This is a genomic window from Streptomyces uncialis (genome assembly GCF_001905345.1).
Taxonomy (GTDB): domain Bacteria; phylum Actinomycetota; class Actinomycetes; order Streptomycetales; family Streptomycetaceae; genus Streptomyces; species Streptomyces uncialis.
The window spans coordinates 447,721-459,331 of the sequence record NZ_LFBV01000002.1; the positions used below are offsets into that span (position 1 = coordinate 447,721).

Annotated in this window: 12 protein-coding genes and 1 pseudogene; 5 read left to right on the top strand and 8 right to left on the bottom strand. The window is 72.5% G+C overall.

Going from position 1 to position 11,611, the window contains the following annotated elements:
• Positions 1-43 precede the first annotated feature (43 nt).
• The 7 genes and pseudogenes from AB852_RS10280 to AB852_RS10310 all read right to left on the bottom strand — a co-directional run bounded on the left by AB852_RS10280 (position 44) and on the right by AB852_RS10310 (position 4,636).
• Positions 44-760 (bottom strand): SDR family oxidoreductase, encoded by a 717-nt coding sequence (locus AB852_RS10280; RefSeq protein WP_073786269.1) that lies wholly within the window; start codon positions 758-760, stop codon positions 44-46.
• A 50-nt stretch (positions 761-810) separates the two neighbouring features.
• The gene (locus tag AB852_RS10285) at positions 811-1,314 is read right to left on the bottom strand and encodes a DoxX family protein (protein WP_073786270.1); all 504 of its coding nucleotides are present in this window, start codon (positions 1,312-1,314) and stop codon (positions 811-813) included.
• A 107-nt stretch (positions 1,315-1,421) separates the two neighbouring features.
• Positions 1,422-1,586, bottom strand: a pseudogene (locus AB852_RS41490) (hypothetical protein); the annotation flags it as partial.
• Positions 1,583-2,470, bottom strand: a complete 888-nt coding sequence (locus tag AB852_RS10295; RefSeq protein WP_245876706.1) for a VOC family protein — start codon at positions 2,468-2,470, stop codon at positions 1,583-1,585. The pseudogene AB852_RS41490 and the gene AB852_RS10295, both read right to left, overlap by 4 nt.
• 229 nt (positions 2,471-2,699) lie before the next feature.
• Positions 2,700-3,170: an ATP-binding protein gene (locus AB852_RS10300; RefSeq protein WP_079184488.1), complete on the bottom strand. Its 471-nt coding sequence runs from the start codon at positions 3,168-3,170 to the stop codon at positions 2,700-2,702.
• 420 nt (positions 3,171-3,590) lie between these two features.
• Complete coding sequence (locus AB852_RS10305; RefSeq protein WP_342748472.1) at positions 3,591-3,767, bottom strand: hypothetical protein; 177 nt, start codon at positions 3,765-3,767, stop codon at positions 3,591-3,593.
• Complete coding sequence (locus tag AB852_RS10310; protein ID WP_073786273.1) at positions 3,764-4,636, bottom strand: fumarylacetoacetate hydrolase family protein; 873 nt, start codon at positions 4,634-4,636, stop codon at positions 3,764-3,766. Before AB852_RS10310 ends, AB852_RS10305 begins: the two co-directional genes overlap by 4 nt.
• A gap of 134 nt (positions 4,637-4,770) precedes the next feature.
• On the opposite strand from AB852_RS10310, the gene AB852_RS10315 reads away from it, so the two are divergent.
• From AB852_RS10315 to AB852_RS10330, 4 genes are all read left to right on the top strand, one after another.
• A complete protein-coding gene (locus AB852_RS10315) occupies positions 4,771-5,472 on the top strand; it encodes a GntR family transcriptional regulator (protein WP_073786274.1) in 702 nt (233 codons plus the stop codon).
• A 79-nt stretch (positions 5,473-5,551) separates the two neighbouring features.
• Positions 5,552-6,280 carry a hypothetical protein gene (locus tag AB852_RS10320; RefSeq protein ID WP_245876707.1) on the top strand — a complete coding sequence of 243 codons (729 nt, stop codon included), beginning with the start codon at positions 5,552-5,554 and terminating at the stop codon, positions 6,278-6,280.
• A gap of 377 nt (positions 6,281-6,657) precedes the next feature.
• Positions 6,658-8,322 (top strand): ABC-F family ATP-binding cassette domain-containing protein, encoded by a 1,665-nt coding sequence (locus AB852_RS10325; protein ID WP_073786276.1) that lies wholly within the window; start codon positions 6,658-6,660, stop codon positions 8,320-8,322.
• Positions 8,323-8,383: 61 nt separating this feature from the next.
• Complete coding sequence (locus AB852_RS10330; protein WP_073786278.1) at positions 8,384-9,991, top strand: ABC-F family ATP-binding cassette domain-containing protein; 1,608 nt, start codon at positions 8,384-8,386, stop codon at positions 9,989-9,991.
• A 104-nt stretch (positions 9,992-10,095) separates the two neighbouring features.
• Here the strand turns inward: AB852_RS10330 and AB852_RS10335 are convergent, their stop codons facing one another.
• Entirely contained in the window at positions 10,096-10,758 is a 663-nt protein-coding gene (locus tag AB852_RS10335) for a hypothetical protein (protein ID WP_073786280.1), read from the bottom strand.
• Positions 10,759-11,074: 316 nt separating this feature from the next.
• On the opposite strand from AB852_RS10335, the gene AB852_RS10340 reads away from it, so the two are divergent.
• The gene (locus tag AB852_RS10340) at positions 11,075-11,572 is read left to right on the top strand and encodes an OsmC family protein (RefSeq protein ID WP_245876708.1); all 498 of its coding nucleotides are present in this window, start codon (positions 11,075-11,077) and stop codon (positions 11,570-11,572) included.
• The last annotated feature ends 39 nt before the right edge of the window (positions 11,573-11,611 follow it).

The window sequence follows — 11,611 nt, forward strand, 5'->3', positions numbered from 1 at the left end:
GGGACAGCGCGCCGGTCAGAGCGGGTCGTCCTTCCGGCGGCGGTCAGGCGAGGTGCATCCCCGCGTCGACGACGAGGTTCGCGCCGTTGACGCCCGGGCATTCGAGGAGGAACAGCGTCGAGGCGACGATGTCGTCGGCGGTCGGCAGCCGCTTGGCGGGGGTGCGCTGACGCATCGCCTCGAACCAGTCGGCGCGGACGTCGTCCGCGTCGTCCACGGCCGCGGTCCCGGCGACGACTCCCGGGGTGATCGCGTTCACCCGGACCGGGGGCACCTCCACCGCGAGGGAGTTGACGAGGCCGATGATGCCCGCGTTCGCCATGGAGATCGTGGTGGAGCCCGGCACCGGACGCCACATGGACAGTCCGCTGAACATCACGACGGACGCGTCCGCGGTGAACTTCGGCAGCGCCTCATGGACGGCGGTGGCGTACCCGACCGTCTTCATCAGGGTCGTCCGGGCACAGTCGTCCGGCCGGAAGTCCGCGATGGTGTTGAAATCGCGGTCCAGGGCGGTGAGGACGATGTGGTCGACGGTGTCCATACCGGCGAACAGTTCCCTGATGGAGTTCCAGTCGGTCAGCTCACAGACGGCGCCGCCCGCGAGATCGCCGAGTTCCTTCGCACGAGCCTGCGCGGTGGCCAGGTCACGACCGGTGAGGGTGACCCGCGCGCCGCGCGCCACACACGCGCGGGCCACCTCGTATCCCAGTCCCTTGGTACCGCCGACGACCACGACGTGACTGCCTGCTCCGACCATGTGGGGTGCCTTTCTAGTTGCGGGGGGGGAAGGGTGGGGCGTCATGGGCGCTACGCGGTCCGGCGGCGGCGTTCACGTGCCGCCCGCGCGACGGCGACCAGTCCGGTGAGCAGTCCGAGGGCCACGGCCGCGCCGCCCCAGCCCGCGCCGGACAGCTCCGTGAGTCCGAAGGCGTGGTCCAGCGACCACTCCCCCGGTCCGGTGAATCCGAGCCCCACGGCCAGACCGCCGTACACAAGGGGGAGTTCGTAGCCGCCGCTCTGGGCCCAGAGCCCCTTGGAGACGTTGACGGAGCCCGCGACGAGCATCGTGCCCAGGGCGATCGCCGCGCCCAGCGGGATCAGCAGCCCGGTCACCATCGACGCGGCGGCGATCAGTTCGCACAGCGCGGCCAGGACGACCAGCGGCTTCCCGGGCCGGAAGCCCCAGGTCTCGAAGACCGTGCCGGTGCCGTCCGGGCCGTGCCCCCGGAACCACCCGAAGAGCTTCTGCGCGGCGTGCCCGAACAGAAGCCCGCCGAGCAGCAGACGCAGTACGAGAAGGCCGATTTCCATGGTGGTTCTCCTTGGGGACGCATCGTGAGGAGGGGCGCTCGGCGCAGGTCGAGCAGCTGCCGCATGACCTGACGCAGGGTGCGTACCGGGTCGGCGGCCATGTCCTGGGCGCGCCAGGCGATGTGCCGGTCGGGGCGTACGAGCAGAGTGCCGCCGTCCTCGGCCTCCCGCAGCCGGCTCCGGTCGCCGTAGACGTCGTCGTAGGTCAGCCGGTGGCCCACCGCGCGCGGGACGATGGCGACGTGGGCGAGCACGGCTGACGGCGTGGTCATGAGTTCTGGTGGGAGCCGGTCATCAGCGCCGCGAGATCATCGGGACGCAGGAAGGACGGGGGCGGCGGCGGTCCCCAGCTGAAGAGGCCCTTGGCGCCCTCCAGCGTCTGAGGGGTCCACAGCTGGTCGTCCACGATGCTGTCCATGTCGGAGTAGTACTCGGAGAAGTTGCCCGCCGGGTCCTTGAGGTACCAGAAGAAGTTCGAGCCCGCGTGATGGCGGCCGAGCCCCCAGACATGGCGCTCCGGGTGGCCCTCCAGCATGGTGAAGGCGCCCCGGCCGACCTCGTCCACGTCCTCGACCTGCCAGGACGTGTGGTGCAGGAAGTTCACCGGGGCGGCGAGCACCAGGACGTTGTGGTGGTCGGTGGAGCAGCGCATGAAGGTGCCGTGGTCCTTGATGGCGTCGCTGGTCCTGAAGCCGAGCCCGTCGGTGAAGAAGCGGCGGGTCGTCCCGTGGTCGGTCGAGCCGACGACGACATGGCCGAGTTTGCGGGGTCGGACGGGGTGTTCGCGCAGCACCCCGGGGGCACGGCCGGGGCCGCGGTCCAGCCGGCCGGGGCCGTTGTACGGCGTCGGCGGCTCCTCGGGCTGCCGGAGGCGTTCGGCCACGGATATCACGGCGCGGAATCCGGCGACGGGCTCCCGGGTCACCAGGGCCGCGCCCTCGCGCCAGGACGGGATGTCCAGCCTGGCGAGGCGGCCGGCGATCCGGTCGAGGTCGTCGGGGTCGTCGGCGCCCATGCTCACCTCGACGAGGCGGCGGGTCGGAGCGTGCACGATCTTGAGCTGCCGACCGGCGTCGCGGGTGGTGAACCATCCCGCGTCGTCCTGGGCCAGGCCGAAGTCCGCGTAGTAGCGGGCCGTTCCGGCGACGTCGGGCACTCCGATGACAAGGGAGTTGAGGCGGTGGAGCGGTTCGTCGAGTCAATAAGGTTTCGAAAGTTTCAGGCACTTTCGCCAAATGCTCGATCGGAGGTGCATTCCCCGGCACCAACGCGCGAGGAACCGGCACGGAACGAGCCACGGGACCGGTACGCGATCGGGTACGGGTCCGGGTACCGAACCGGCACGGGAGGGGTACGGAACCGGGCACCGGATCGGCCGGAGCGGCCTACCGCCGAGAGTCCGGTTCACCGGCCGTCACCTTGAGCGCCACATCGACCCGGCAGCTGTGTTCGCCGAGCGACACATCCATCCCCTGCGCCAGGAACCGCACGATGCCGGTGCCGCGCCCGTGCTCGTCGGGGTCGAACCCCTCGGGCGGCCGGTGCGGTACGCACGCGCCGGTGTCGGACACGGCGATCAGCAGCACACCGTCCTCCAGCGCCATGACCAGCGTGGTGTCGGCGTGGCCGTGCTGGACCGCGTTGACGGTGAGTTCGTCCACGATGAGCACCGCGGACTCCCGGTCCTCGTCGGCGACCTTCCAGGAGCGGAGCAGATCCGTGGTGAAGCGGCGGGCGGCCCCCACCCATTCCCCCTGCGAGGGAAGCGCCAGAAGGGCGCGCGGGCTCGTGAGCCGGGGACAGCGGACGGTGGAGGCGGAACGGGCCGGGGTGTTCACATCGCCGGAGGAGAACATCGTCGTCCTCTCGCAGAGGGTTGACCGACGAGAGAGGGCAGCCGCCGTACGGCACTGAAGGCTGCCGCGATCCGGGGATGGGAGGGCTGTTCCGCCGTCCCGGTGGAACGGGCGTCGCACGCCGGCACAGGCCGACGGCGCTGCGGGGACACCCCGTGATGTCGCTGCCCATGTGCCGCTCCGGGCAGTTCCCAAGCGAATCCTTTTGTTTGCGCACGAATGTAACACGGGGGACTTTCGCGGTATTCCCGCCCGAGTTGCGAGGGTGCTCCGGATGTGCTGGGCACCCCCGGACGCGCTGACCCGGCGACCTGGTGGCGGGTCGCGCGAGGGCCCGGCCCGGTCCTCGCCATGCCGTGCGCCGCCCACCGCGCCATGCCCTACCAGCGGTGCGGGTGGTGCGCGGGTGGCGTCAGACCGTCATGGTGAGCGGTGCGGTGGCTGTGCCCGCTCCCGGATGTCATCGGTGGTGACACCCGGCGCGAGTTCCCGCAGCGTCAGTCCGTCGGGGCGGACATCGAGGACCGCCAGATCCGTGATGATCCGGTGGACCACGCCCCGGCCGGTGAGCGCCGGGCCGCCCGTCCGGCCGGTCATGAGCGGGTGCGAAGGGGCGGTGCGGCGGCTCGGTCCCGGACCATCCGGTGGCGCATCTCGCCGATGCCCTCGACGTAGCTGACCAGTTCCTCGCCCTCGGCCAGGAAGCGCTGCGGCCGTCGGCCGAGTCCCACCCCGGCGGGGGTGCCCGTGAAGATCACGTCCCCGGGGAGCAGCGGCAGTACGGCGGAGAGCCGGGCGATCAGTTCGGGTACGGAGAAGACCAGGCTGGATGTGCGGCCGTTCTGGAGTTCCTCGCCGTCGACGGCGCAGCCGAGTCCGAGGTCGTCCGGGTCCTCGAACTCGTCGGGGGTGACCAGGTACGGGCCGAGCGGGGCGAAGCCCGGGTGGGACTTGCCGAGGCTGAACTGGGGGACGGGGCCGGACAGCTGCTTGTCCCGTTCGGAGATGTCCTGTCCGACGGTGAGGCCCGCGACATGGGCCCAGGCGTGTTCCCGGCCCACCTGCCAGGCGCGGCGGCCGATGACCGCGACGAGTTCGACCTCCCAGTCCACGCTCCCGTCCGGGAGGGTGACGTCGCCGTAGGGTCCGGTGATCGAGGAGACGAACTTCGTGAACACGGGCGGGTGTTCCGGGACCGCGAATCCCGACTCGGTCGCGTGGTCGCGGTAGTTCAGCCCGATGGCGAGCACCTGGCGCGGCCTCGGCACCGGGGGGCCCAGGGTGGCCGGGGTCGGCACCACATCGCCGCCGGGCGGCGCGGTGGCCGCCCAGTGCCGGAAGTCCTCCCAGCGCTCGTACAGCTCCTGGGGGTCGGCCGGGAACAGCCCGCCGCTGGCCCGCTCGACATCCGTCCACCCCTCGGCGGTGAGCAGCGCGGCCCGTCCGGCCGCATTCGCAATACGCATGGCACGCTCCTGGAGCGGTCGTCCCCGGTGCGGTCACCGGGGGATACAGCACCGTTGTAGGCCGGATAGATTCGATGAGTCAATACATTTTCGAAAGTTTCGGACCTATTCGATCGATGTGTACAATGACGCCCATGGCGACCAAGGGCGGGAAACAGACGCTGAGCGACGACGTACGGGGGCAGTTGCGCGCCGACATCCTGAGCGGTCGGCTGCTGCCCGGTCACCGGCTGAAGTTCCCCGTACTCAGCGCCCGCTACGACGTGAGCGTCAGCGTGCTCCGGGAGGCCCTCGTCCGGCTGGCCGAGCAGGGTCTCGTACGGTCCGAGCCCCATCAGGGCTTCCTGGTGACCCCGCTCTCCCGGGAGGACCTCACCGAGCTGACCGAGGCACGTATCGAGCTGGAGACGCTCGTCCTGCGACGCTCCGTGACCGAGGGCGACCTCGCCTGGGAGTCCCAGCTGGTCGCGGCCCATCACACCCTGGAACGAACCCCTTACACCGCCCAAGGCGACCACGACCGTGTCGACGACTGCTGGTCCGCGGCCCACGCCGACTTCCACCGGGCCCTGCTGAACGGCTGCGCCAACCGCCGGCTGCTGCACATGGCACTCGGGCTGCGCGACGAGGCCGAGCTGTACCGCCGCTGGTCGCGGCCGCTCGGTGACGAGCCGAGCCGGGATCTGGCGGGCGAGCACCGCGCCCTGCTCGACGCCGCCCTGGCCCGCGATCCGGAAGCGTCCGCCGAGGCGCTGTGCGCCCATGTGCGGCACACCACCGAACTGCTGCTGTCCGCCGCCGACCGCCTCGACCAGCGGCAGCCGTCGGACTCCTGACCCCTCCCCCGCCGACCGGTCGCACCCCCGCACCCCCACCGAAGCGCACCGAAGCGCACCGACCGGGGAGAATGTGCGGATGGACGACTATCCCCTGGTGCACCGGGAACCCGCCTCGGAACGCTACGGACAGCTGCGGGTGCGGACCGCCGATCTGAGCCCGGCCCGGTGGCTCACCGAACAGACCTCGGGGCAGGGGGACTTCGGAACGGTGGCGGGTGTCGCCGCCCCCGGGTTCGCCGCCTACGCGCGTGTGCTGCATCCGGCTTCCCTGGACGAACGGCCGGTGCGCTGGTCGACCGTGGCCGCCGCCCACGACCGGGAGGCGGCGCCGCTCAGCAGATGGCATGAGCTGATCGGCGTGGACGCCTTCTACCAGAACGACTCGGAGTACGGCCTGGCCGACGTCTGGGACGAGCACCCGGTGGAAGGCCCGACCCCGCCCGATGTGGCCCGGGCACTGATCCCCGTCCTCGCCCGGCACACCCGGACCCCCGAGCACTGCTGGTTCGGCCTGTGGCACGGCTACGGGCACCTGGACTTCGACCACTTCCCCACGTTCGCGACCCCGGGCCGGGACGAGATCCTGCTCTCCGGGTCGCTCACCGAGGCCCTCTCACCGGCCTCCCTCGACGAGTTCGTGGAGCTGCCCGACCTGTGGTGGCCGCAGGACCGTGCCTGGTGCCTGGGCGGGGACGTGGATCTGGTGAGCACGTACATCGGCGGCTCTCCCGAGCTGATCGCCGAGCTGCTGGCCGCCACGGAGTTGGAGGCCCATCCGGTGTCGCCCGGCGACCCGGTCGGCTGAGCCGACGACCGCGTACGGGCGCCCCCATCGGCGCGCCCCCGGTACAGCGGCCGGGGGCGGCGAGGCGACCGGGACGGCGAACCGGCTCGGGCGGTGAGCCGACCGGGGGCCGTACGCCGACAGGCCGGCGGTGAGCCGCGAAAACCATTCCCGTGTCGGCCGTCCGCCCCGCTACGATGCTGACGACCGCGCACGAGCGATCCGCGACCAGGGAGCAGACATGGCGGGTGACGACGACATCTCCGGGTGATACCGGACATGCACGGCCACGGCTTTGAGCGCGGGAAGCGCCGCCGGGGCTGTTTCGTCGTTCCGTCAATCGACCGTCTCCGGCGGGCACCCTTCCGTGTGCCCGCCCCACGCGCGAGGTCTCCCGTATGTCCGACGCATTCATCGTCTGCTCGAATCTCTCCTTCTCCTGGCCCGACGACGACCCGGTCTTCCAGGACCTGTCCTTCACCGTCGGCGGCGGCCGGACGGGCCTGGTCGCACCGAACGGAGCGGGCAAGAGCACCCTGCTCAAGCTGATCGCCGGTGAGTACCGGCCGAGTCGTGGTTCCGTGACCGTCCAGGGCGAGCCGGGCTATCTGCCGCAGACCCTCGCCCTGGACGGCGGCCTCGACGTCGCGGAGGTCCTGGGGATCGCCCCGGTCGTCCGCGCGCTGGACGCCATCGAGTCCGGGGACACCGGCGAGGAGCACTTCGCCACGATCGGCGACGACTGGGACATCGAGGAACGCACCCGGGCCCAGCTCGACCGGCTCGGCCTCGGTGACCTGTCGTTCGACCGGCCCCTGCACACCCTGAGCGGCGGCCGGATCGTTTCCCTCGGCCTGGCGGCACAGCTGCTCAAGCGGCCCGCGGTACTGCTCCTGGACGAGCCCACCAACAACCTCGACCTGGACGCGCGCCGCAAGCTCCAGGACGTGCTGGACGACTGGCCCGGCTGTCTGCTGGTGGTCAGTCACGACCGGACGCTGCTCGACCGGATGGACCGTATCGCCGAACTCGACCGGGGCGCGCTCCGCTTCCACGGCGGCGGCTTCACCTCGTACGAGGAAGCGGTGCGCGCGGAACAGGAGGTCGCGGAGAAGAACGTCCGCCACGCGGAGCAGGAGGTCAAGCGGCAGAAGCGGGAGATGCAGCAGGCACGCGAGCGGGCCGAACGGCGGGCGGGCAACGCCGCGCGCAACCTCGGCGACGCGGGCCTGCCGCGGATCTTCGCGGGGAACATGAAGCGCGGCGCGCAGGAGTCCGCCGGGAAGTCACGGCAGACGCACACCGCACGGGTCGACGAGGCCAGGACCCGGCTCGACCAGGCGGGCCGCGCCCTGCGCGACGAGCAGCGCATCGCGCTGGAACTGCCGGGGACCGCTGTCCCGGCCGGACGGACCGTCTTCCTCGGCGAGCGGATGCAGGTCCGGCACGGCGATCGCGCGGTCTTCGCCGGAGAAGGCGTCGACCTCACGATCCGGGGCCCCGAACGGATCGCCCTGACCGGCCCCAACGGCGCGGGGAAGTCCACGCTGCTGCGGGTGATCAGCGGTGATCTGACGCCGGAGGCCGGTCCGGCGAAGCCCGCCGTGGGCCGGGTCGCGTATCTGTCCCAGCGACTGGACCTGCTCGATCCGGACCGTACGGTGGCGGAGAACCTGGCCGACTCCGCGCCCGCGATGCCGCAGGCGGAGCGGATGAACCTGCTGGCCCGCTTCCTGTTCCGGGGCTCCCGCGTCCAGCTGCCCGCCGGGGTCCTCTCCGGGGGCGAGCGGCTGCGGGCCACCCTGGCCTGCGTCCTGTACGCCGAACCGGCCCCGCAGCTCCTGCTGCTGGACGAGCCGACCAACAATCTCGACCTGGCGAGCGTCGGGCAGCTGGAGAGCGCCCTCACCGCCTTCCAGGGGGCCTTCGTGGTGGTCAGCCACGACGAACGGTTCCTCACGGAGATCGGGGTGGACCGACGGCTGCGGCTCAGCGACGGCCGACTGACGGAGGGCGAGCCCCCGGCGGTGACCGGTCCGCACGACAGCGGGACGGGCCGGTAGAGCCGGTAGGGCCCACGCCGTTCCCCCGTCCTCCTCTCCCCTCCCCCTCGGTGGTGTCCCCATGTCTCCCTCCCCCCTGCTCGCCCACGACCTCGTCCGCACGCTCGGTACCCGGCGGGTGCTCGACGGTGTCTCCCTCACCGCGGCCCCGGGCAGCCGGATCGGGCTGATCGGTGAGAACGGCGCCGGTAAGTCCACCCTGCTGCGGCTCCTCGCCGGAGCGGACCAGCCGGACTCCGGCACCGTCCACCGCCCGCCGGACCTCGGGTATCTGCACCAGGAGATGCCCTACGCCGCCACATCGACCGTCTCCGACGTGCTCGACAACGCCCTGCGTGAAGCCCGTGCGGACCTCGCGGAACTCGACAGGCTCGCCCGGGCACTCGACGCCGCCGCACCGGACTCCCCCGGTCACACCGGCCTCCTGACGGAGTACGGCGAGCGGCTCGACCACGCCCGGGACCATGACGTCTGGGACGCCGACCGGCGGGCGGGGATCGTCCTCGCGGGCCTCGGTCTCGGCCGGACGGCGCACGAGCGGGTGCTCGGCTCCCTGTCCGGCGGTGAACGCACCCGGCTGGCGCTGGCCGCGCTGCTGGTGCGACGGCCCGCCGCGCTGCTGCTCGACGAACCCACCAACCATCTCGACGACGATGCCGCGGCCTTCCTGGAGGAGCGGTTGCGCGAACTGCCCGGGGTGGTCGTGGTGGCGAGCCACGACCGAACGTTCCTCGACGCGGTCTGCACCGATCTGATCGACCTCGACCCGGCCGTGGACGGCCCGGTCCGCTACGGCGGCGGGTACACCGCCTACCAGGCGCACAAACGCGCGGAACGGGAGCTCTGGGAGCGCCGCCACGCCCAGGAGCAGCAGGAACTCGGCGAACTCGGCCGGGCGGTCACCGTGACGGCCCACCGGGTCGCGGCCGGTGGCTGGCGGCGCGACAACGAGAAGATGGGGTTCGGCCGCACCGGGGGCCGGGTGGAGAAGCAGGTGTCGCGGCGGGTGCGCGACGCCGCCCGCAGGCTCGACCGGCTGGAGCGCGAGCAGGTCCCCGAGCCGCCGCGGCCCCTGCGGTTCCACGCCCCCGCGCTCGCGGCCCCGCCCGCCGACGGGATCCTGCTGGCCCTGCGGGACGTCCGGGTGGCCGGTCGGCTCGCACTCGACCGGCTCGATGTGACGACGGGCGACCGGCTGCTTGTCACGGGGCCCAACGGAGCGGGGAAGTCCACGCTGCTCCACGTGCTGGCCGGGCGTCCGGCCCACTCCGGTGAGGTGCTGCGGCGGCCCGGTCTGACGGTCGGGCTGCTGGCCCAGGACACAGTGTTCGACCGGCCGGACCGTACGGCGCGGGACATCTACGCACGGGTCCTCGGTGCGGCGCGCGCCGATTCCGTGCCGCTGGAGTCGCTCGGTCTGCTCGGCGCCCGCGAGCTGGAGCAGCGGGTCGGGGAGCTGTCGGTGGGCCAGCGCCGTCGGCTCGCCCTGGCGCTGCTGGTGGCGGACCCTCCGGGGTTGCTGCTGCTCGACGAGCCCACCAACCATCTGTCGCCGCTGCTCTGCGACGAGCTGGAGGAGGCGCTGGGCAGCGGTCCCGGGACTGTGGTGGTCGCCAGTCATGACCGGTGGCTGCGGTCGCGGTGGCGGGGCCGCGAGCTGCGGTTGTGAGTCCCCGGCCGGTCCGACCGGCCCTGCCGGTGCGTGGCGCGGCCCGGACGGTGGCCCTTCCTGTGGGGCCGCCGTCCGGGCCGGGTGCGTGCGGGGAGCCGTCCTCAGTGGCGGCCCGCCCGTGTCCGACGCCGTATCACCAGGCCGGCGCCCACCACCCCGGCGACCAGGAGGCCCACGCCGACGGTGACCTCGGAGGGGGTCGGGTGACCGCCGAAGGTGCCGCCGAGCCCACCGCGCACCCCGCCGACGGTCGCGCCGCCGCTCGCCGGGGGCGCCGTGCTCCGGCTCGTACCCGGAGCCCGGGTCACCGTCGCCGTGGCTCCGGCGGTGGCACCGGCGGACGGGACCGGTGACGGGGTGGGGGATGCCGTCCCGGTGGTCGCGGTGGTGCTGACGAGCATGCTGGCGATCCAGCGGCTGTCCGGGCCTCCGCAGTCACCGTCGACGCCCACGGCGGTCGCCCCGGCGAGGTCCCGGGAGAGCCGTCCGGCCGCCTGGAAGCGACCGCCTCCGGCCGGGGTGAGCGTCAGCGGAGCCGCCAGGCCCTCGCTGTTGCCGGTCCTCGGGGCGGGATCGTCGACCGCCGAGCAGTCGACGATCAGGGTGAAGGACCCGCCCGGGGCCACCACGGACGGCGTCACGGCGGCGCTCGCGCCGTCGGCGGCCGTCGCGGTGGACGTCCCGACGAGCACCGGCAGCAGGGCGGCACCCGCCACCACCAGCGTGTCGCGTATACGGACCCTCCGGCTGTCCATCCAGGGCATGAGCCCGTCCTCTCCGACCGCAGGACCGGTCACGCTGGCTGGTGCCCGACGAAGCCCTGAAGCCACGTCAGCCCATATCACCCGATATTCCGCCCGCTAAGCGCAATGCCCGCGTTGTCCCCGATTCGGCCCACCAACCGTTACCCGCACAAGACCGACCACACCCATACGCTCGCCCCCGGGGGCGCGGGGAACCAGATGCGGGGAGTCACGCGCCCATGGACAACCCGTACCAGAACAGCTGCCCCACGAGCGGGAACCCCGGCGCGCCGCGGTTCCCGCCCGACCCACCGGTACGGTGCGATGCTGCGACGACATGACGACGCCGCGGCGCGACGACACCGCGCCGCCGACCGAGCGAGGAGCGACGACCATGGCCGACTACCGCGTCGAGACCGTCCGCAACGGCCACCGGGACTGGACCGCCCGTAACGACAGGGGAGCCGAGGTCCGGATCGGCGCCGCCGACGATCCCGGTGTCCAGCCCTCGTTCACCCCCGTGGAACTGCTGCTCGCCGCCCTCGGCGGCTGCGGCGGACTCGTGATGGACCGCACCGCGCGGTCGGTCCCGCACGACGGACTGGTCATCCGGGTGGAGTCCAGGTCCCGACCTGAGGATGAGGGCCGGGTCGGGGTGCTCCGCGTAACGTATGAGATCGATCTGCCCGAGGGCGACGACCGGGCCGCCGAGGTCTTCGAGCGCGGCGTCCGGCTGACCCATGAGAAGTACTGCACCGTGAGCCGCACCGTGGAACACGGGGCCTGGGTCGAGGCCGTCCTGCCGGACGGCACGGTCGCGTTCGCGGCGGGCTGATCGCCGTCCCGGGTCCCCCGGGGCGACGGACGGACGACC

Coding starts and splice junctions, on each gene's coding strand:
- AB852_RS10310 (WP_073786273.1), bottom strand. CDS start 4,636: ATGCGTATTGCGAATGCGGCCGGACGGGCCGCGCTGCTCACCGCCGAG.
- AB852_RS10305 (WP_342748472.1), bottom strand. CDS start 3,767: ATGACCGGCCGGACGGGCGGCCCGGCGCTCACCGGCCGGGGCGTGGTC.
- AB852_RS10315 (WP_073786274.1), top strand. CDS start 4,771: ATGGCGACCAAGGGCGGGAAACAGACGCTGAGCGACGACGTACGGGGG.
- AB852_RS10330 (WP_073786278.1), top strand. CDS start 8,384: ATGTCTCCCTCCCCCCTGCTCGCCCACGACCTCGTCCGCACGCTCGGT.
- AB852_RS10320 (WP_245876707.1), top strand. CDS start 5,552: ATGGACGACTATCCCCTGGTGCACCGGGAACCCGCCTCGGAACGCTAC.
- AB852_RS10300 (WP_079184488.1), bottom strand. CDS start 3,170: ATGTTCTCCTCCGGCGATGTGAACACCCCGGCCCGTTCCGCCTCCACC.
- AB852_RS10280 (WP_073786269.1), bottom strand. CDS start 760: ATGGTCGGAGCAGGCAGTCACGTCGTGGTCGTCGGCGGTACCAAGGGA.
- AB852_RS10335 (WP_073786280.1), bottom strand. CDS start 10,758: ATGCCCTGGATGGACAGCCGGAGGGTCCGTATACGCGACACGCTGGTG.
- AB852_RS10340 (WP_245876708.1), top strand. CDS start 11,075: ATGACGACGCCGCGGCGCGACGACACCGCGCCGCCGACCGAGCGAGGA.
- AB852_RS10325 (WP_073786276.1), top strand. CDS start 6,658: ATGTCCGACGCATTCATCGTCTGCTCGAATCTCTCCTTCTCCTGGCCC.
- AB852_RS10285 (WP_073786270.1), bottom strand. CDS start 1,314: ATGGAAATCGGCCTTCTCGTACTGCGTCTGCTGCTCGGCGGGCTTCTG.